General features: G+C 64.8%; 22 protein-coding genes. 14 read left to right on the top strand and 8 right to left on the bottom strand.

Going from position 1 to position 17,812, the window contains the following annotated elements:
* Positions 1 to 4 precede the first annotated feature (4 nt).
* The 3 genes from JWN03_RS15670 to JWN03_RS15660 are packed head-to-tail and all read left to right on the top strand — an operon-like array spanning position 5 to position 2,685.
* Positions 5 to 823 carry an RNA polymerase sigma factor SigF gene (locus tag JWN03_RS15670; RefSeq protein WP_297615085.1) on the top strand — a complete coding sequence of 273 codons (819 nt, stop codon included), beginning with the start codon at positions 5 to 7 and terminating at the stop codon, positions 821 to 823.
* Positions 823 to 1,533, top strand: coding sequence for a DUF998 domain-containing protein (locus tag JWN03_RS15665; protein ID WP_297615083.1), 711 nt, complete (start codon positions 823 to 825; stop codon positions 1,531 to 1,533). The genes JWN03_RS15670 and JWN03_RS15665 overlap by 1 nt, the downstream gene beginning before the upstream one ends.
* 9 nt (positions 1,534 to 1,542) lie before the next feature.
* Positions 1,543 to 2,685 carry a N(5)-(carboxyethyl)ornithine synthase gene (locus JWN03_RS15660; RefSeq protein ID WP_297615081.1) on the top strand — a complete coding sequence of 381 codons (1,143 nt, stop codon included), beginning with the start codon at positions 1,543 to 1,545 and terminating at the stop codon, positions 2,683 to 2,685.
* 3 nt (positions 2,686 to 2,688) lie between these two features.
* On the opposite strand, the gene JWN03_RS15655 is transcribed toward JWN03_RS15660, so the two are convergent.
* Positions 2,689 to 3,663 carry a helix-turn-helix transcriptional regulator gene (locus JWN03_RS15655; protein WP_297615079.1) on the bottom strand — a complete coding sequence of 325 codons (975 nt, stop codon included), beginning with the start codon at positions 3,661 to 3,663 and terminating at the stop codon, positions 2,689 to 2,691.
* A 62-nt stretch (positions 3,664 to 3,725) separates the two neighbouring features.
* Here JWN03_RS15655 and JWN03_RS15650 point away from each other — a divergent pair, with 62 nt between their 5' ends.
* A complete protein-coding gene (locus tag JWN03_RS15650) occupies positions 3,726 to 4,313 on the top strand; it encodes a DinB family protein (RefSeq protein ID WP_297615077.1) in 588 nt (195 codons plus the stop codon).
* Positions 4,310 to 4,702: a RidA family protein gene (locus JWN03_RS15645; RefSeq protein ID WP_297615075.1), complete on the top strand. Its 393-nt coding sequence runs from the start codon at positions 4,310 to 4,312 to the stop codon at positions 4,700 to 4,702. Before JWN03_RS15650 ends, JWN03_RS15645 begins: the two co-directional genes overlap by 4 nt.
* A 187-nt stretch (positions 4,703 to 4,889) precedes the next feature.
* Here the strand turns inward: JWN03_RS15645 and JWN03_RS15640 are convergent, their stop codons facing one another.
* From JWN03_RS15640 to JWN03_RS15610, 7 genes are all read right to left on the bottom strand, one after another.
* Positions 4,890 to 5,150: a hypothetical protein gene (locus tag JWN03_RS15640; protein ID WP_297615073.1), complete on the bottom strand. Its 261-nt coding sequence runs from the start codon at positions 5,148 to 5,150 to the stop codon at positions 4,890 to 4,892.
* A gap of 496 nt (positions 5,151 to 5,646) precedes the next feature.
* Positions 5,647 to 6,054: a hypothetical protein gene (locus JWN03_RS15635; protein WP_297615071.1), complete on the bottom strand. Its 408-nt coding sequence runs from the start codon at positions 6,052 to 6,054 to the stop codon at positions 5,647 to 5,649.
* Between the two features lie 279 nt (positions 6,055 to 6,333).
* Positions 6,334 to 6,759 (bottom strand): PIN domain nuclease, encoded by a 426-nt coding sequence (locus JWN03_RS15630; protein WP_297615070.1) that lies wholly within the window; start codon positions 6,757 to 6,759, stop codon positions 6,334 to 6,336.
* The gene (vapB, locus tag JWN03_RS15625) at positions 6,750 to 6,968 is read right to left on the bottom strand and encodes a type II toxin-antitoxin system VapB family antitoxin (protein WP_297615068.1); all 219 of its coding nucleotides are present in this window, start codon (positions 6,966 to 6,968) and stop codon (positions 6,750 to 6,752) included. The genes JWN03_RS15630 and vapB overlap by 10 nt, the downstream gene beginning before the upstream one ends.
* Before the next feature lie 387 nt (positions 6,969 to 7,355).
* Entirely contained in the window at positions 7,356 to 8,066 is a 711-nt protein-coding gene (locus JWN03_RS15620; RefSeq protein ID WP_297615066.1) for an acetoacetate decarboxylase family protein, read from the bottom strand.
* Positions 8,063 to 8,929, bottom strand: a complete 867-nt coding sequence (locus JWN03_RS15615) for a hypothetical protein (RefSeq protein ID WP_297615064.1) — start codon at positions 8,927 to 8,929, stop codon at positions 8,063 to 8,065. The genes JWN03_RS15620 and JWN03_RS15615 overlap by 4 nt, the downstream gene beginning before the upstream one ends.
* Before the next feature lie 11 nt (positions 8,930 to 8,940).
* Positions 8,941 to 9,153 (bottom strand): hypothetical protein, encoded by a 213-nt coding sequence (locus JWN03_RS15610; RefSeq protein WP_297615062.1) that lies wholly within the window; start codon positions 9,151 to 9,153, stop codon positions 8,941 to 8,943.
* Between the two features lie 239 nt (positions 9,154 to 9,392).
* Here JWN03_RS15610 and JWN03_RS15605 point away from each other — a divergent pair, with 239 nt between their 5' ends.
* From JWN03_RS15605 to JWN03_RS15565, 9 genes are read left to right on the top strand one after another with little or no spacing between them, the layout of a single operon-like run.
* Complete coding sequence (locus tag JWN03_RS15605; RefSeq protein WP_297615060.1) at positions 9,393 to 10,025, top strand: hypothetical protein; 633 nt, start codon at positions 9,393 to 9,395, stop codon at positions 10,023 to 10,025.
* A 30-nt stretch (positions 10,026 to 10,055) separates the two neighbouring features.
* The gene (locus JWN03_RS15600) at positions 10,056 to 10,910 is read left to right on the top strand and encodes an MlaE family ABC transporter permease (RefSeq protein ID WP_297615058.1); all 855 of its coding nucleotides are present in this window, start codon (positions 10,056 to 10,058) and stop codon (positions 10,908 to 10,910) included.
* Positions 10,907 to 11,779 (top strand): MlaE family ABC transporter permease, encoded by an 873-nt coding sequence (locus tag JWN03_RS15595; protein ID WP_441342998.1) that lies wholly within the window; start codon positions 10,907 to 10,909, stop codon positions 11,777 to 11,779. The genes JWN03_RS15600 and JWN03_RS15595 overlap by 4 nt, the downstream gene beginning before the upstream one ends.
* 7 nt (positions 11,780 to 11,786) lie before the next feature.
* Positions 11,787 to 12,809 (top strand): hypothetical protein, encoded by a 1,023-nt coding sequence (locus JWN03_RS15590; RefSeq protein ID WP_297615056.1) that lies wholly within the window; start codon positions 11,787 to 11,789, stop codon positions 12,807 to 12,809.
* A gap of 1 nt (position 12,810) precedes the next feature.
* Entirely contained in the window at positions 12,811 to 13,818 is a 1,008-nt protein-coding gene (locus tag JWN03_RS15585) for an MlaD family protein (RefSeq protein WP_297615054.1), read from the top strand.
* Positions 13,806 to 14,825 (top strand): MCE family protein, encoded by a 1,020-nt coding sequence (locus JWN03_RS15580; protein ID WP_297615052.1) that lies wholly within the window; start codon positions 13,806 to 13,808, stop codon positions 14,823 to 14,825. The genes JWN03_RS15585 and JWN03_RS15580 overlap by 13 nt, the downstream gene beginning before the upstream one ends.
* The gene (locus tag JWN03_RS15575; RefSeq protein ID WP_297615051.1) at positions 14,825 to 15,859 is read left to right on the top strand and encodes an MlaD family protein; all 1,035 of its coding nucleotides are present in this window, start codon (positions 14,825 to 14,827) and stop codon (positions 15,857 to 15,859) included. Before JWN03_RS15580 ends, JWN03_RS15575 begins: the two co-directional genes overlap by 1 nt.
* Positions 15,856 to 16,854: an MlaD family protein gene (locus JWN03_RS15570; protein WP_297615049.1), complete on the top strand. Its 999-nt coding sequence runs from the start codon at positions 15,856 to 15,858 to the stop codon at positions 16,852 to 16,854. Before JWN03_RS15575 ends, JWN03_RS15570 begins: the two co-directional genes overlap by 4 nt.
* A complete protein-coding gene (locus JWN03_RS15565) occupies positions 16,851 to 17,807 on the top strand; it encodes an MlaD family protein (RefSeq protein ID WP_297615047.1) in 957 nt (318 codons plus the stop codon). The genes JWN03_RS15570 and JWN03_RS15565 overlap by 4 nt, the downstream gene beginning before the upstream one ends.
* The last annotated feature ends 5 nt before the right edge of the window (positions 17,808 to 17,812 follow it).

The raw sequence follows: 17,812 nt of genomic DNA, 5'->3' as shown, positions 1-17,812 counted from the left end.
ACCAATGACCTATCAGTCGACTCTGACCGCCCCTTCGGTGCCGCCCCGCACCCGCCGTGGCACCGACAGCTACGACAACCTCGAACCGCTGTTCGCTCGGCTCGCCGAGATGAGCGACACGGACCCGCGCCGAAAACCGCTGCGGGAGGACCTGATCAAGCGCTGCATGCCCTTGGCGGAGAACATTGCCCGCAAGTACGCCGGCCGCGGCGAGAACTACGAGGATCTGCTGCAGACCGCCCGTGTAGGCATGGTGGTCGCGATCAACCGATTCGACCCCGACTACGGCGCATCATTCCTGTCTTTCGCAATACCCACGATCATGGGCGAGGTGCGCCGCCACTTCCGGGACTACACCTGGGCGGTCCGAGTACCGCGGCGGCTGAAGGAACTGCAGCTCACCATCGGTCTGGCCATCGACCGGCTGTTCCAGCGGCTGGGCCACGTACCGACCGCCGCGGAAATCGCGGAGGAGCTCGGCGCCGACCCGGACGAGGTCCTGCAGGCGCTGATCGCCCGCAACGGCTACCGCAGCTCGTCGATCGACGCCTGCCTCGACAATGACAACGACTACACGCCGATATCGCTACTGGACGCCCTCGGCTCCGAACAATCGGACTTCTGCAGGGTGGAGGACCTCATGGCGGTGAAGCCGTTGATCGCTGCGCTGCCCGAGCGGGACCGCCAGGTACTGATCCTGCGATTCTTCGACACCCAGCCGCAAATCAGGATTGCCGAAACCCTCGGTGTCTCACAGATGCAGATCTCACGCATCTTGTCCCGAGTTCTGAACTCGTTGCAAGAGCAGGCATTACGCGACTGATGTCTTCGATTCCCGTGCAGCACAACATTGATCGAACTATTAGGATTACGGTCCTGGCCTCGCAGCCGCTGCGGCACACCCTCGCGGCAATCGCGTGGACACTGACCTTCGCGTACCTGGCGGCCGAGCTGCTCACCGCCATCGCCTGCAAGACCGGCTACAGCTTTCGCTACGACACCATCAGCGACCTCGGCGTCACCGCGTGCACGCCGAGCAGGTGCTCGCCGCTGCACCTGCTCATGAATGCGACCTTCGTAGCGCTCGGATTGCTGACCATCCTGGGCGCCATCGGATTTCGCGACTACATCCCACCCGGCCGGCGTCAGGTATGGATCGTCGTGCTCGCGGTCGTCATCGGGCTGAGTACCGCCGCCACCGGGATGTTTCCCTCCAACGACGGCATCGTCATTCACGGCCTGGCCGTGCTGCCCGCGCTCGTATCCCGGCATATCGTGCTGATTCTGCTGGGGATCTGGTTGTGGAAACAACGCCGTCTCGTCGCGGTCTGGTCGGCCGTCTGCGCCTCGGCCGGACTCACCGGCACGGTCCTGCTCATGATCGGTCTGCAGGTCGGCATTTCCGAACGACTCGTCTTCTACCCGCTGCCGACCTGGATGGCTGTGACCGGCGCCGCTGTGGGGCTGCATGCTCTCCGGAGAGCAATCTCACCGCTGTGGAACCCGGCGGAGCGCGTTCCTACGTGCGCGTAGGCTCAGTTGGTGAAGCAACTAACCATCGGTGTAGTTGCGACCTCCCGCAAAGAGGACGAGCACCGACTGGCGATCCATCCCGCGCACTTCGACCGGATCGACCCAAAGCTTCGCGACCGCGTCTTCCTCGAGCACGGTTACGGAGACCGATTCGGCTACTCCGATGAGCACCTGGCGCCGCTGGTAGGCGGCCATCGCACCCGCGCAGAGCTGTTCGCCGAGTGTGATGTCCTGCTGCTGCCCAAGCCGCTGGCCGCAGACCTCGAGAACCTCCGCGCCGGGCAGATCGTCTGGGGGTGGCCGCACTGTGTTCAGGACGAGCACATGACGCAGCTCGCCATCGACCGCGGCCTGACCCTGATCGCCTGGGAGGCGATGAACCACTGGACGAAGGAAGGCAATTTCAACGTCCACGTCTTCCACAAGAACAATGAGCTGGCCGGTTACTGCTCGGTCCTGCACGCACTGCAGCTGCGCGGATCCAGCGGGGACTACGGCCGGCGGATGCGGGCCGCCGTAATCAGCTTCGGCGCCACCGCCCGCGGCGCTGTGCGTGCGCTCTCGGCGCTCGGAATCAGCGACGTCACGGTGCTGACGCAGCGCAGCGTATCCGCGGTCGCCTCACCTTTCGCGTCGGTGCGCATGCAGCACTTCGCCCGCGATCCCTCGAACCCCAGCCGCACGCTCGCCCTGAAGGCGCCGGAACCCGGACCGCTCGCGGAAATGCTGGCCCAGTACGACATTGTCGTCAACTGCATCCTCCAGGACACCGAGGAGCCGCTGATGTTCGTCATGAACGAGGATCTGCCGCTGTTCGCGCGCGGGACGCTGTTTGTCGACGTCTCCTGTGACGAGGGTATGGGGTTCGAATGGGCGCGGCCGACCTCGTTCAAGGATCCGATGTTCACCGTCGGCGACGATCTGCACTACTACGGGGTGGACCACAGCCCGTCCTACCTCTGGAACTCCGCCACGTGGGAGAACTCCGAAGCGCTGCTGGAATACCTGCCGATTGTGATGTCCGGTCCGGACGCCTGGGATGGCAGCGAAACCGTCCGGCGCGCAATCGAAATCCGTGAGGGGCGAGTGCAGAACCTTCGCATCCTTTCCTTCCAGCGGCGTGCTGCGGCGTACCCCTACGCGGTCGCCTGACGGTCAGCTGACGTCCGGAGTCGTTGCGGCTGACAGCAGTCGCTCCGCCAGTGCGCGACAGCGACTCCGGAGTTCCGGCGGATCGAGCACCTCGAAATCGTGGCCGAGCGCTGCCATGTGCATGAGCACGAAATCGAGGTTCTCGGCGCCGCTGAGCACCTCGCAGTGCTCGGCCCCGTGCGGTCGGACGAAAGCTGCCGACGCCGGAATCTGCTCGCGCACAATATCGTTCGGGGCATACACCAGGAAGCGCGCCTGCTTCGGATAGACCCGGCTCGCGACACCCTCCTGCACGTAGGGCGCGGCATCGGGCGCCGTGCGCGGGCGGAAATGCCAAGTGCGGGAACATACCTCGGTCATCCGATCAACGCGAAAGCTGCGCCAGTCGTCGCGATCGAGGTCGTAGGCGAGCAGATACCAGCGCCGGTCGGAGGCGATCAGACGGTACGGTTCGACCCGCCGCCGCCGGACCTCGCTCCCGGACGGATAGTCGAAGCCGGTCTCGACCTCATCGCGGCAGGCCCGGGCCAGCGTCATGAGCACCTCGGGGTCGACCAGCGTACGACCACCGCTGAAGGATTCCACCGAGCCGGCCAGCGCGCGCATCTCGTGCCGCAACCGAATCGGCAACACCTGATCGAGCTTGGTCAGCGCCCGGAGCGCGGCATCCCCGGCACGCGCGACCGCACCGCCCGCCCCGGCCAGCAATGAGACAGCGGTGGCAATCGCCTCCTCGTCATCGAGCAATAGCGGCGGCAACTCCTGCCCCGGACCGAGGCGATACCCGCCCCCGACCCCCTGACTCGCATGCACCGGATAACCGAGCGCCCGCAGCCGCTCGACATCCCGCCGCACCGTGCGCGGCGTGACATCGAGCCGCTCGGCGAGCTCGGGCCCGGTCCAGACCTGCCGCTGCTGCAAAAGCCCGAGCAGCGTAAGCACCCGCTCTGTCGTCCCGCGCTCGGCGCCCTCGTCCATATCGCCCACATTGCCAGAGATAGCGGACCGATGCTGTCCGCATTTGATGTGAGGGTGGCTGCATGGACATCGACGAATTCGACTGGAACCGGACACTGCGCGAGCAGTTCGAGTTCCACTGGAACCATCAGCTCCGAGCCCGCCTCGACGGCCTCACCGACGACGAATACTTCTGGTCACCCGTGCCCGACGCCTGGAGCGTGCGCCCCCGCGGCACCTCGGCAGCACCCATGCAAGCCGGCGCCGGCGACTACACCGTGGATTTCGGCTACCCCCAGCCAATCCCCGCCCCCTTCACCACAATCGCCTGGCGCCTGGGCCACGTCATAGTCGGCGTCCTCGCCACCCGCAACGCCTCACACTTCGGCGGCCCGGAGGCGTCATACGAAACCTGGAAATACGCCGGCACCGCGTCCACCGCACTCGACCAGCTCGAGGAACAGCTCAACCTCTGGCTGGCCGGAGTGCGCACCCTCGGCGAACCCGGCCTCCTGGTCCCAGCCGGCCCGAAGGAACCCTTCCCCGAATTGCGCATGGCCGACCTGGTCCTGCACATCCACCGCGAACTGATCCACCACCTCTCCGAGATCTGCCTCCTCCGCGACCTCTACCTCCACACGAATCCTGACACCGGCGGAGAAACCTCATGACCGAGAAGCCAATCCACCTCGACCCAGCGGAACTCCACTACAACCCAGCCTTCACCCAGGGTGTAATAGCCCCCGCCGCCCGCACCCTCTACGTGGGTGGCCAACTAGGCACCGACAGCGCCGGAGCCGTCCTCGAAGGTATTGCCGCCCAAACCATTCAAGCCATGAAGAACGTCCTGGCCGTCCTTGCTGCCGCCGGCACCACGCCCGAGTATGTCGTCAAACTCAATATCTACCTGGTCGCCGGTGTCGACGTACAAGCGGGATTCGCTGCGTCCCAATCAGTCTGGGGCAACCACCGCACAGCCATCACTGTCATTTCCACCGCAGCCCACGCCCGCCCCGGCGTGCTGGTAGAAATCGACGCAATAGCGATCATCCCCGAATAACGCGAACCCCGACACGTTCGTCATCGCGCCCGAACGAGTCCACTCGCCGCCGCACCGAGAAGACCGGCAGCCCACTCGGTTCTCGAATGGGCCGCCGGTCGATATCTCAGAGCTGTTGTCAGAACGACTGCTTCGGTCTGTGGATGCTCCATCCGGCAACACCGGTAGGTCGTGGGCTGTGCGGAGGCTATGGCATCAGGTTGCAGGATTGGCCGGACATGAGGCCCAGCTGGCACAGCAGAAGCACTCGCAGTATCGCCAACTCGGATGAACTGACCGATCCTGTTGCCGCTGAGCCGGAAGCATCGCCGGTGGCGATGGCGGCTGGGCTGGACTGATCGGGGTCGAGGGTGACAGGTGCGGCCTGTGCGGTGCCGACGGCGAGCGCGCCGGCAATCAGACAGCCGACCAGTACTTGTGGGAGTTTCGGTCGCAGAATCGATTTCATCGTAATCTCCTCGAGGTCATGCTCCGTAGCACTCTAGGAGGGGTCCGCCTCGGAGGAATGCCGCGAATTCCAGGGGCTCGCAATGGGGTTCCGGTCGACAATCGTCGCCCGGCCGGAAGCTTCCGCATCGACTGCCTGAGCGGCGCAAGGTCTGCGCAAGCGCGGTGAGAGGTGTGGCGCGCACGATAGATCCATGTGGACAACAACCGACAGCGTCGTCTCGGCCGACGGCACCCGCGTCGTCTTCCATACGAACGGTATGGGCCGGAAGGCATGGAGAAACTCGACGCTGTCCTGCCGGATTCACGGTTTATGTTGCTGGTCGGGCTGACCCACCATCCCGAAGATTTCGCCCCGGTAGCTGCCGCCCTGCGCGAATTCTTCCGCTAGCCGCGCTAGGACGAATTCGCTCACGCCTGGCCAAGGCGGAGAAGCTCGGCGTCGAGGTCGTCTAGACCTCGGCGCGCCGCCGGAGCCGTGGACCGGTCAACCGGTGCTACGGGGTTGGGAAACCGTCACCGCAATCGACCACGGTGTCGATGCTGTTGTTGGCCATGTTGGGTTCCCCGCCCTGTGAATACACATCCGCCACCACCCTGTAGTAGCGCTTGTGTGCGGCCCCGACGATCGCACGGTCCGAACTGCCGATACCGAAGTTGCCGAAGGTCCGCGATCCCATGCCTGTCCCCATATCCGGAGCCTCGTAGCGCGCCGTCACCGCGTATGCGATGTCCGTACCGACGTTTTTCACCGTCACCATTACGTCCGCGTTGCCGGGTATATAGATCTTGCACGACGCCGAAATCGTCATATCGCCCCAGGCCAGCGCATGTGCCGGAGCAGCCGCGCCCGTCAGCGCCCCTCCCGTCCCGACAGCGACGACGGCAACAACGAGTTTGCGCACAAGGGTTCCTCATCTGAGCCGAATACGACTGCGGACCATCAGGTTTCGGCCCACCGCTGTGAGAGTAGCGGCATCGAAGGGCGTTTTGTCCGGTTTTTGCAACAGTTGGTAACCCCACAGCGAATAACGACTGGCCGATATGCGATATCCGCGAGCGCGGCGGATGACCGCCGCCAGGGTTTCGCCGCTGCGGGCGGCGTCTGACGAGAGTCCGAGATTCTTGATCCTGGAATCCGTTGTGGGGCAAGAAGTTGCGTAGCTGCTGGGGGCCTCAGCGGTTCAGTGCGAGTCGAAGCGGAGGCGCTCTGTCGGTTGGCCGGTGACTTCTGCGATGAGTTCGAAGTCCTTGTCGGCGTGTAGAACTACGAGTTTTGCTTGCTCCGCGGTCGCCGCGATCAGGAGATCGGGAATTGACGGGGCGCGATGTTGTCCGTGGTCGGCGAGTCTCCGAAGTACCTCTACTGCACGGTCTTCCGCTGCCGGTGTCATGTACTCGATCGGCATCTGTGCGAGCGGGGGGAGGTCGAGGAGTTCTGTGAGGTCGGATGCGGACCTCGCTGAGTAGCCGGTCTCGAGCAGCGTGACTGTTGAGATCCGGATCAGGCTTCGCTCGATTCGCTTTGCCCATTCGCTGGCGTCGGGAGACTGGCCGAGGCGTACCAGGGCAGACTTGTCGATCAACCAGGGGCGGCCGCTCACGACCATGCCCGGCCCATTACTTCGGGATTGTTGAGGTCCTGGGCAAGCTCGCCGAGACGGCTGAGGTCCCCGGTTGTGACCGGGGCGGTAGGCCGGAAGTCTCTGCTGAGCCATCGCCGGAGGAACTCGGTCCGGGAGACGCCCATCTCCTGGGCGCGCCGATCGATCTCCTCGATCGCCGGCTCGGGAACATCCCTAATCAGGATATCTGTCATGGCACCCACCTCCTGATATCAATGATATCAGCGAGGGTCTGGCCAGCGCCGGAATCCAGTGAACTGAAGATCTCCCGAGGGTCAGAGGGCTCGGGGCTCGACAACAGTCCCTCGGTGTTTGCCTCTGGGAGAGGGTGGGTACCACTGAACCTGGCGACTACGTCGCAGGTCAGGGTGGTGAGGCGCCCCCGGCAGGGCACCATATAGATGGGAACAGCGGCGACCTGGGGATTCTTCGTGGTCAACTAGTGCTCGAAGCCGAGTTTTCGCTGTAGTCGGCGTTGTTCTCCGCCGCTAGTTCTCGCTCAGCAACGGTACTGGCTCGCGTCGGCTATATCGTCTAGCCGTTCAATTCCGACGCAAGCGGTGGTGATGCCGCGCCATGTGCTATCTACCTACCCGTACCAGTGCGGGCGAGGAAAGGGTGAATTGTAGGCGGGGGACTAGTACGCCGAGGTGGCGTCCAGGCCGTAGCCAGTGGGGGAGGTCGCCGTCGCCGTCGACGGAGGTATCGATGAGCGCGAGTTTTGCGCGGCCTCGGGTGTGCAGTGCGGCAGCGGCGATATCGCCGGTGTGCGACTGGTGCAGGACGGTGCCGGTCGCGTGCAGCGGCAATGCGAATCCGAAAGAGCGGGCGGTGATTCCGATTGTCCACTTCGGCGCACCGCCGACCGCCTCGGTGGCGGTCATGGTGCCCGAAGCGAGGTCACCGGAGAACGAGGCGAGGGTTTTCGGCATGGCCCAGTTGGTGCGACCGCCGACCAGGCTCGTTTCCGAATCGACGGCCATGAAGGCGACGTGGCCGCGCGGGCGCAGTCCCTGCCGGAAGGCGATGGCGCCGAGCACTTCGTCATAGCTGCCGACGGGTGTTTCGGTGTATCGGACGAATCCGCCGATCACCCCGAGCGCGCGAGCTTTTCCGCGCAATCGCGGCGGCAGTGCGGCGGTGGCCGGTGCGCCGCCGCGGCCCAGCCAGAAAACCGCCTCGGCCGAGCAATTCCACGGCGCCGCAGCGGCATTCACGGGCAGATGCTCGACAAGTGCTGCGGTGAGCGCGGTTTCGGGGACGCCGTGCACGAACAGTTCCGGGCGATTCATTCGGCGACCTCGGTGACGACGAGGCGATCGAACTGCTCGCGGCGGCCGTCGCCGAGGGCGTCCGCGAAGGACCGCAGCTCGGCGTCAGCGCCGTGGGTGTGGGCGGTGTCGGCCAGTGCGCGCACGCCCGTGGTGTCGAGGCTGTCGAAGAGGTGTTCGGCCACCTGGGGCCGGAGGTCGGAGCCCAGGCGTGCGATCACCGACAATGCCGCGACGGTTTCGGTGTCGGCCGTCGGGCTGAAGAGCTTTCGCAGGAGCGGTCTGCGGAGTCGGCCGAGATTCTCGGTGAGCCAGGTGTCGGAGGGTGCGTAGCTCAGGGCCTGCAGGATGGTGCCGAGGTGCTGGCCGTCCGCGCTGATCGCCTCGACCAGTTCGGTGAAGAGCCGGTCATTGTCGACGCTGCTGATGAGCAGGGTCACCGTCGCGAAGTCCTTGCGGGCCAGCAGAATTCGTGCGGCCGGAATCAGGAGTGGAATATCGAGGCCCGCGGAGACCAGCGGAATGACCCGCGGATCGATGGACTGGGCGGAGTCGGCCGTGTACTCCGGGCTCAGTCTGCGCAGGATCGCATTGATTCGATGCGGATGCGCGACGCCGAGCGCTCCCGAGGCCCGGCCGGCCACCAGGGGTGGCACGGCCATTTCCGCGACCTTCGTGACCAGTGCGTCGGGAACCAGTGGGGCGAGGTTGCTGACACGGCCGAAGATCGGCGCGAGTTCATCGAACAGATATCCGGACGCGAGTTCGCGCAGGGCCTGGATCTTCTCGGCTCCCAATCCCTCGAAGGCGTCGACCTCGGCCGGTGCGACGCCCAGGGTTTTGGCGAGCAGTTGCAGCTGTACCTCGGTGATCAGATTGTGCATTGTGTTGCGTCCTAACCGAACAGAATCTTCTTCGCCGGGATACGGATGAGGCGGGGCAGGATTCCCATCGCTTCGTCGATGGCCGCCATGGTTTCGCGGTGCTGGGAATCCCGTTGTCGCTGTAGGAATGTGAGCATCAGCTCGGCCTGTTCGGCGGTGAGTTCGGCGACAACGCCGGTGTCGTCCGCAAGGAGGCGAGTCAACTCGCCGACGGGTTCACGCATCTGTTCTTACCCCCTTGTTCTCAATATATGACATCAACAATTGTCATTTAATGGTGCCGACGGTCCGCCGTCAACTGTCTGTGGGTGGCTATCGAGACCTGCATTGCCTGCGAAAACCTGCGAAATCGGGACTTGCTCTAGGCAACCTGTAGCCGGGCTGTTAGCTTGAGCACACTGAATGACATGGAGTGTTGTCAGTCTGCGACGTTCTGTCGGCTGGTGACAATGAAGGGTGGACGATGTCGAAACAGGCGGCGACGGTGGATCTCGAGCGCCCGGAGATCGAGGACGAGGCTGCCGAGCGGCGAATTCCGAAGCTGAAAACCGGTGGCACGGTATCGCTCCCGCTCAGCACCGTGGTGCTGCTCGGCGTGGTGGTCGTACTGCTGCTTGCGACCGCCACGCTCGGCTGGATGGCGCATCAGCGGGGGAGCGATCGCGATACGGCGCGCGCCCAGGTCACGGCGCTGCACTCGGCGGCCGACGACAGTAAGCACGCCGAACAGGTTGCCGGTGACTATTCGGTCGGGGCCGCCCAGATGGACTTCAAGGATCTCCCGTCCTGGTCGCAGCGGCTGACCACGAACACCTCACCGCAGCTGGCGAACAAGCTCAAGCAGGCGGCGTCCTCGATGGAACAGATCATCGTGCCGCTGCAGTGGGTGTCCACGCCGACTCCGATCACCGCGTCGGTCCGTTCGGAGCAGAACGGTATTTACGTCGTGACCTGCTTTGTCAGCGTCATGACCAAGAACACTCAGGCGCCGGAGGGCGTCCAGTCGACCGCGACCTACACCGTCACCATCGATAAGAACGCGGGCTGGAAGATCACCGATGTGGGCGGCATCGATTCGGCTATGAGCGGTAAATAGATTTTCGTACGAGGGGACACCGAAGACCTCATGGCACAGCTCGACAGCGCACCGTCGCTGGGCAGAGTCGCAGACATTCTCAATGTTCCGGTCGATCATGTGGGGGGTATCGGCCGCACGAGTGCGGCGACGCTGGGCCGATCGGTTCTGCTGGGCGTATCGATTCTTCGATATCTGATGCGGGACATCATCGGCCGCCGCTTTCCGTTCGGCGAATTCCTGCAGCAGGCCTGGCATCTGCTGAAGGTGACGGCCGTGCCGGCGGTGCTGATGGCGATCCCGTTCGGCGCGGTCGTCTCGGTGCAGGTCGGCGGATTGGTCCACCAGGTCGGCGCCGATTCGCTCACCGGTGCGGCCAGCGGGCTGGGCATCATCCGCGAGGGCGCGCCACTGGCTGCCGGTCTGCTGCTGGGCGGGGCCGCCGCCTCGGCGATCGCGGCCGATCTCGGCGCGCGGGCCATTCGCGAGGAACTCGATGCCATGCGGGTCATGGGGGTTGATCCGGTGCAGCGGCTGCTGGTACCGCGTTTCCTTGCCCTGCTTGCGATTTCGCCGATGCTGCTGATCGCCATTGTCATGGTGGGCGTCGGCTCCTCCTATATCGTCGCCGTCGAACTCAACGGCGTCAGCCGGGGTAGTTTCTGGGCCTCCTTCGGCGCCTTCGCCACCACCGCCGATCTGGCGGTCGCGGTGATCAAGACCTTGGTCGCGGCCGTACTGGTGGCCATCGTGGCCGGATTGCGCGGCCTCGAGACGCGCGGCGGCCCGCGGGGCGTCGCCGATGCGGTGAATTCGTCGGTGGTGCTGAGTGTTACGGCGATCATCCTGGCCACGCTGTTGATCACACAGCTGCAGACCATGTTCCTGCCGAGTCAGGTCGCATGAGTACCACCGTTCCCTCTCGCTACCATGCGATGCCGCGAGTCGCCCGGATCACCCGGCGGATCACCCGGCCCGGTCTGGATATGTTCGCCGAAATCGGCAGGGTCGCAGTGTTTGTCGGCCGTACCCTGTGGCTGCTGCCGGTCACGGTGCGCCAGTACCGGGCACAGACCTTCCGGGTGCTGAACAATCTGGCGTGGGGTCGCGGCTCGCTCATCGTCGACGGCGGAGTCGTCACCACCATGCTGATCCTCGGTGTCGCCATCGGCGCGATGGTGTCGATCGAGGCGTTCGCCGGGCTCGATCTCATCGGATTCGGCGCACTCTCCGGTGTGGTCGGCGGTATGGCCAATATTCGGGAAATGGCCCCGATCGTCGCCGGGGTCGGCTTCGCCGCACAGGCCGGATGCCGCATGACGGCCGAAATCGGCTCCATGCGGATCTCGGAGGAGATCGACGCCATCGAAGCGCTCGGCGTGCGCACCGTGCCGTTTGTGGTCGGGACCCGGCTGATCGGCGGAATGCTCTGTGTCGCACCGGCTTATCTGGTGACGCTGCTGGTCAGCTTTGTCACCTGCCGGTTGGTGGTGACGGTGGTCCATTCCCAATCCGCCGGTACCTACAACCACTATTTCGAGCAATTTCTCGATCCGGTGGACGTGATCTATTCGACGATCAAAGCGGTTCTCTTCTGTGCGGTGGTCACCTTCATCCATTGCTACTTCGGCTTTTTCGCCTCGGGCGGCCCGGCTGGGGTGGGCATCGCCAGTGGGCGCGCGATCCGCGCCAGCCTGGTGGCGATCATCATGCTCGACCTGATATTGACTGTCCTGTTGTGGGGGGTCACACCGGAATTCGTGTTCACGGGGTGAATTGACTATGTCGGAATTATTGGCTGGATCAGAACGACGGCAACGGCGGGTGCTGCTGTTGACCGGTGTGGTCACGGTGGTGGTGCTGTTGATCGCGATATTCGCCGCGGCGCGGATCAGCGGCCGAGAGCCCGGCGGCGTCCTGCACGTCACCGTCCGGACGGCGTACCTCGGACACGGCATTGCCGCCGGTTCCACGGTGGTGCTGCACGGTGTCGAGGTGGGCCGGGTCGAATCGGTGCACGGTGGTCAGGTGCGGGGGGTGGAGATCGGTATCGGGTTGCAGCGCAATCAGATCGGTGGACTCACCGATGCAGTCGGCTTCGACTATCGCCCGATGAACTACTTCGGCGTCTCCGCCCTCAACCTGCTACCCGGCGCGGGCGGGAAAGCGCTGACCGACGGTCTGCGGCTGGACCGCGCACCAGAGGGCGACTTCACCATGGCTTCGCTACTGAGCCGCACCTCGACGGTAGTCAACGGTGTGGTCACCGATCGTATGGTCGAGGTTGTGCGGCGGATCGCCGATTACACCGATGCGCTCGCGCCGCTGATCGAGGCCGGGTTCACCGTGGCCGACGCCCTCGCCGAAACCCAGCAGCGGATGCCGGATGTGCAGCTGCGCCAATTGAATACACTGCTCGATCCGCTGCCGGTGTTCACCGACGACGCGATCTCGGCGGTCAAGGCCGTGCGCGAGGTCCCCAGCGCCGAGACGATCATCAACAAGTTCGGGCCCATGAACGACACCATGCAGTTGATCGCCACCGGATTCTTCGGCCCGCTGGGAGCACTGCTCGGCTCGCACACACAGGATTTCACGCCATTGACCGAGATTCTCCGCACGGTGTCGGATCCGGTGTCGTCGACATTGCAGAAAGCGCAGCTCGGTACCCGGCTCGATCAGGTGTTGTCCGGATTCGAATCGGCGTACACCGGACCGGATCAGGACAAGTCGCTGAAGCTGCGCATTGTGCTGGACCAGCTCCCGGCGCTCGCCGCGGCGCTGCCGCTACCCCGGGGGAACTGATATGGGCACCACGCCACGCCAGGCGCTGTGGCGACTGCTGATCGCCACGGCTGTCACGGCCGTGCTCTTCGTCGGCGTCGTCAATGCGCTCCGCAATCCCGTGCACGGTGACACCTCCTCCTACACAGCGGATTTCATCGATGTCTCCGGTCTTCGGGTCGGGTCGGACGTGCGCATGCAGGGCGTGCAGATCGGCAAGGTGAGCTCGATAGACATCCGGCGTCAGGGCGGCGGGAATATCGCTGTGGTCGGATTCGCGCTGCAGCAGCGCTATCGGCTGACCACCGCCTCACATCTGGCGGTGAAATACCAGAACCTCAGCGGCTCACGCTATCTGGACTACAGCGAAACCACCCCCGGCGCAGGCCCCGGCGGGCCGGTGCGGCACGCGACCACCCAGATGACCACCTCGTCCTTCGACATCACCACGCTGTTCCACGGTCTGGAACCGGTGCTGCGCACCCTCGATCCCGGTGAGGTCGACAAGCTGGCCACGAATGTCTCGGCCTTCCTGGAAGGCGACGGCGCCGGTGCGGCGGATCTGGCGGCGAGCGTCAAGAAGCTCGCCGATTACACCGTCGACCGGCAGCAGGTGGTGTCCACCCTCGTCAAGAACATCGCCGCGATATCGGACACTATGAAGGGAAAGTCGGATCGTGTGCTGGAATTCATCGAGAATTTCGACCTCGCCCTCGACAAGACGATGACCGTACTCGACCAGTTCTATGCGACCGCGACCTATGGGCCGGCCTTCGTCGACTCGGTCAATCGGCTGCTGGACGGACTCGGACTTCGTGAAGGCACCGATCTGGACGCGTTGCTGAAAACCGCACTCGCGCAACTGCAGGACGCCCCGCAGACGCTGCGCATGCTCCCGCCCATGCTGTCGGGACTGCAGCAGCTCACCGCGGCGAGAATCGACACCCGATGCAGCAATGGTCCCGCGGCGCTGCCGCAGGGCGTGCAGGTACTGCTGGCCGGTCAGCAGGTGGTGCTGTGCAACCGATAACCAGACTCGTGCGGCGCGTGCGCGCCTATCTGAGCAGCCGGAGCTCCGATCAGCGGCATGTGCTCATCGGTGTGATCGCGGTGGGGACGGCGGTGGTCGTCGCAGTCTCGGCGGGGGCGCTCTATGTGCATCCGCTGCATCAACAGCAAGTAGTCTTCGAAACCACCGACGCGGCCGCACTTCGCTCCGGCGAGGAGGTGCGCGTGGCCGGCATCCCGGCGGGCAAGGTCAGTGCGGTGCGGTTGCGGCCCGATCATGTCGAAGTGGCGCTCTCTGTCGACAATTCGATATTCCTGGGCACCGACACCGCCGTCGATATTCGCATGCTGACGGCGGTCGGCGGCTACTACGTCGCACTGGTGTCCGCGGGCGATGCGCCCCTGGGTAGTCGGACGATTCCCGCCGCCCGGGTGCAGTTGCCCTACCGCCTGCCCGAACTGCTCGACGATGCACCGCAGAAGATCGCCGGCCTCGACGCACCGGCCATCGGTGACGGCCTCGACAAGGCCGCCACCGCACTGGAGGAGAATCCGGGTTCGGTGAAATCCATGATCGACAGTGTGCAGGCGCTCGCCGGAGTGCTGGAACACCAGCGCGACCAGGTGGGAACCAGCCTTTCGGTGACGCAGGAGTACCTGAGCAAGTTCAGCGATCAGCGCGATGTGCTGTTCAATATGCTGCGCAAGGCCGCGATCGTGCTGCGGGTCCTCGATGACACCCATGTCGAATTCGCCTATGCCTACGAGGGTTTGGCGCACGTCTTCACCAAGGTGAAGACACTCACCAACTTCTACTCGAACCATCGCGACGAGGTGTACAACGCGGTGCAGCAGCTCGACACCGCGGCGCACGGTGTGAACACCGATCTGCCCGGCCTCATAGGCCGGCTGCAGACCTTCATCAACTACCTGCAATCGCTGCTCGGCCCCGATGGAGTCCGCCTCGCCGGCGGTGATCAGGTGCTGGCCACCGACCTGTGCGTACCGATTCCCGGAAGGAGCTGCTGATGCTCCGCCGCTACCGAGGACTGTTCGTGCTGACGGCCATCGCTGCCGTCGTACTCGCGGTCGGCGTCACCGTCGCCACCGATACGGGTTCGCGCAGCACCCCGGGGTTCTGCGCGATCATGCCCGACACGATCGGGCTGTACCCCGGCAATTTCGTGACCAGGATGGGTGTGCAGATCGGGACGGTGCAGCGGGCCGATCCAGAGGGCGCCGGAGTCAAGGTCACCTTCTCCCTCGACGGTGACCAGTCGATCTCCGGTCCGGTCAAGGCGGTGACCCGATCGACCTCGATTTTGGCCGACCGCAGCCTCGAGCTGGTCGGAAGCGCCGGAGGCGGGCCGAAATTGGCTCCCGGACTTTGTATTCCGCTGTCCGACAGCGCAACTCCCAAGAGCATCTCCGAGATCACCGCGTCCACAGCCGGTCTCATCGACGGCATCACCCGATCCGGTGCGGGCAATACCGCGAACCGGGCCGTGGACAATCTCGCGAGCCAGTTGGCAGGCAATGGAACGGCCGCCGGTGATGCGATGGCGAGCCTGGCCCGCGCAGTCGCTGACCCGGACCATGCGACGGCGACCCTGGGTCAGATGCTCGCGGATACCGCGCCACTGCTGGCCGCCACCCGCGCGCACTGGGACGATGTGGAATCCGCGCTGGCCACCGCGCCGCCCGGCATCGATGCCGTTGCCATGCAGGTTTTCCCCGCCATCACCAAGATCTTCGACGGCCTGCCCGGCGCCATGGATCTGTGCTTGGACCTCGCGGAGCGCTACGGCGATCTGCTGTGGCCGGGACTCGACACCGTCGCCGCAGCACTGCATCTCGCGGCAACAGGGGAGGACAGCATCGGCAAACTGGCCAGTTCGCTTCCGGTGCTGGCCGGTTCGATCAGCGCACTGACCAATGGCCCGGCCGGACAGCCGATTTCAGTAGTGGGGCCGAAATTCCGGCTGACCACAATACCCGGACAGCCGGAGCTATCAGTCACCGATCTGCTGCAACTGGTGCTGAAAGGTGTTGTACCCCAGTGAGAAATGTGCGCCACACCCTCGTCGTCATCATAGCGGCGGCGACTACCGCAGCGCTGGCCGGCTGCTCGGCGAATCCGGCGAATCTGCCGATGCCCAGTGATCTCACCCGGCACGGATATCCGCTCACCGTCGAATTCACCAATGCGCTGAATCTGCCCGCAGGGGCGAAGGTGTCGTTCGACGGCGCGGCCGTCGGAACGGTCCGCAGCATCGATCTGCGCGACGGCGCGGTGGCAGTCGGGGTGGAAGTTGACGACGGTATCGCGATTCCGGCCGACAGCACCGCGACCATCACCCAGAACACCGTGCTCGGTGACGCCTACATCAAGATCGACCGGCCGGGTGCGGACGCGAACAATGCCGCACTGAAACCGAATTCGCGGATCGGCCGCGATCACACGGTAGCGCCCGCACCGCTGGAGGACACCCTCGCGGTGCTGGCGAACTTCCTCGGCACGGGCTCGGTGCAGCGCATCGAGCAGACCATCGGCAAGGTGAACGCGGCCCTGCCGCCGACCGCCGACGGGGTGCGCAAGGTCGCCGGTACCCTGGCCGCCGATGTGCGCAGCCTCGCCGCCGATACCACCGACCTCGACCGCATGTTCACCAGCGCAGCCGGTTTCGCGCAGGCGGTGAACCGGCACGTCCCCGACCTCGAGAACATCCTGTCCTCGCACGCCATGAAGCTGTGGGCCAATCTGCGGCTGCTGATCGCCAATATCGGCATTCTGCTGCCGTCGGTGGGCAGCGTCTACACCGGCGGCAATTGGCTGGTGCCGATGATCAATTCGCTCGCGAACACCCTCGAGGGCGCGTCGAGCACCGGTGTGGGATTCGCCGACACCGGTGCGAGCGTGCAGCATTTCCTGCAGACCACCCTGATGCCGCTGCTGAGCAAGCCCAGCGTCGATGTCACCTCCCTCGTCACCGCCGACGGCACCGAACACCTCGATGACGTCGCGAATCTGCTCAGAATGCTGGGAGCCGTCCGGTGAAGATCAAGAACGTGCTGTCCGTCACCGCACTGCTGGCACTGCTGGCCTTTTCGGTGGTCGCCATCGGCGGTCAGGGTGTGCACTGGCTGCCGACCTCCGATCAGCGTCACGCGGTGCTGGCCGTCAGTGACGCCAATGGCCTTGTCGCCGGTTCGAAGCTGCTGATGCGCGGCGTCCCCATCGGTCAGGTGAGTGCGGTCAAGGCCGCCGCAGACGGTGTGGAGATCGATTTCGGCTACAGCGACAGCTATCGGATTCCCGCCGACAGCGATTTCCGCATCGAAAGCCTGTCCTCGCTGGGGGAGAGCTATGTCGCGGTACTGCCGAAATCCACAGCGGGACCGTACTTCTCCGAAGGCGAGCACATTCGCGCCGCGCAATCGACGGTGCCGTGCAACTTCGGCGACCTGTCGGCCGCGCTCACTCGGATGATGAACGGCATCGCACCGGATACGGCGAACTCCCTTGTCGGCGAACTGGACTCGGCCCTGCCCGCCGATATCGAGGTGGTGCACAATCTGTCTCGGGCCAGTGCGCTGCTGGCCTCAACGCTGCTGATGAGCACCGGTTCGATCCGCGATCTGCTCACCGACGGACAGGAGGTGCTGGGTCGCAGCGGTGCGGTCGGACCCACCATCGCCGAGGTCAGCGATCCGGCGCGCATGCTGGGGGTCAATTTCGCGACCTTGGCCCAAACCGCGGTCGATATGATGCAGACGAATGACTATCCGCGGGTCGTGCAGGTCGGACCGCTGGTCCTGTTCGGCAAACTGCAGGGCTTCGAGGACAAGGTCGGCCCCGATGTGCGCAAGCTCGCGGGTTCGGCGCTGCCCGGGATCAGTGCGGCCGTGAATTCGTCCGGATCGATCGATATCAGCAGGCTGCTCGATACCGCGCTGGCCGCCGTCGCGGTCCCCGGAGCGGTCACCCTCCACGCCACCACGCCGCGATAGGAGAT

This window comes from Nocardia sp., assembly GCF_025465275.1.
Taxonomy (GTDB): Bacteria; Actinomycetota; Actinomycetes; order Mycobacteriales; family Mycobacteriaceae; genus Nocardia.
This window is presented reverse-complemented; position numbering and strand designations above follow the sequence as displayed.

What these genes read in the sequence shown, in the direction of transcription:
- JWN03_RS15655 (WP_297615079.1), bottom strand. Translation starts at nt 3,663, where the DNA reads ATGGACGAGGGCGCCGAGCGCGGGACGACAGAGCGGGTGCTTACGCTG.
- JWN03_RS15595 (WP_441342998.1), top strand. Translation starts at nt 10,907, where the DNA reads ATGAGTACCACCGTTCCCTCTCGCTACCATGCGATGCCGCGAGTCGCC.
- JWN03_RS15615 (WP_297615064.1), bottom strand. Translation starts at nt 8,929, where the DNA reads ATGCACAATCTGATCACCGAGGTACAGCTGCAACTGCTCGCCAAAACC.
- JWN03_RS15640 (WP_297615073.1), bottom strand. Translation starts at nt 5,150, where the DNA reads ATGAAATCGATTCTGCGACCGAAACTCCCACAAGTACTGGTCGGCTGT.
- JWN03_RS15650 (WP_297615077.1), top strand. Translation starts at nt 3,726, where the DNA reads ATGGACATCGACGAATTCGACTGGAACCGGACACTGCGCGAGCAGTTC.
- JWN03_RS15665 (WP_297615083.1), top strand. Translation starts at nt 823, where the DNA reads ATGTCTTCGATTCCCGTGCAGCACAACATTGATCGAACTATTAGGATT.
- JWN03_RS15585 (WP_297615054.1), top strand. Translation starts at nt 12,811, where the DNA reads ATGGGCACCACGCCACGCCAGGCGCTGTGGCGACTGCTGATCGCCACG.
- JWN03_RS15575 (WP_297615051.1), top strand. Translation starts at nt 14,825, where the DNA reads ATGCTCCGCCGCTACCGAGGACTGTTCGTGCTGACGGCCATCGCTGCC.
- JWN03_RS15605 (WP_297615060.1), top strand. Translation starts at nt 9,393, where the DNA reads ATGTCGAAACAGGCGGCGACGGTGGATCTCGAGCGCCCGGAGATCGAG.
- JWN03_RS15645 (WP_297615075.1), top strand. Translation starts at nt 4,310, where the DNA reads ATGACCGAGAAGCCAATCCACCTCGACCCAGCGGAACTCCACTACAAC.
- JWN03_RS15630 (WP_297615070.1), bottom strand. Translation starts at nt 6,759, where the DNA reads ATGGTCGTGAGCGGCCGCCCCTGGTTGATCGACAAGTCTGCCCTGGTA.
- JWN03_RS15590 (WP_297615056.1), top strand. Translation starts at nt 11,787, where the DNA reads ATGTCGGAATTATTGGCTGGATCAGAACGACGGCAACGGCGGGTGCTG.
- JWN03_RS15610 (WP_297615062.1), bottom strand. Translation starts at nt 9,153, where the DNA reads ATGCGTGAACCCGTCGGCGAGTTGACTCGCCTCCTTGCGGACGACACC.
- JWN03_RS15670 (WP_297615085.1), top strand. Translation starts at nt 5, where the DNA reads ATGACCTATCAGTCGACTCTGACCGCCCCTTCGGTGCCGCCCCGCACC.
- vapB (WP_297615068.1), bottom strand. Translation starts at nt 6,968, where the DNA reads ATGACAGATATCCTGATTAGGGATGTTCCCGAGCCGGCGATCGAGGAG.
- JWN03_RS15620 (WP_297615066.1), bottom strand. Translation starts at nt 8,066, where the DNA reads ATGAATCGCCCGGAACTGTTCGTGCACGGCGTCCCCGAAACCGCGCTC.
- JWN03_RS15600 (WP_297615058.1), top strand. Translation starts at nt 10,056, where the DNA reads ATGGCACAGCTCGACAGCGCACCGTCGCTGGGCAGAGTCGCAGACATT.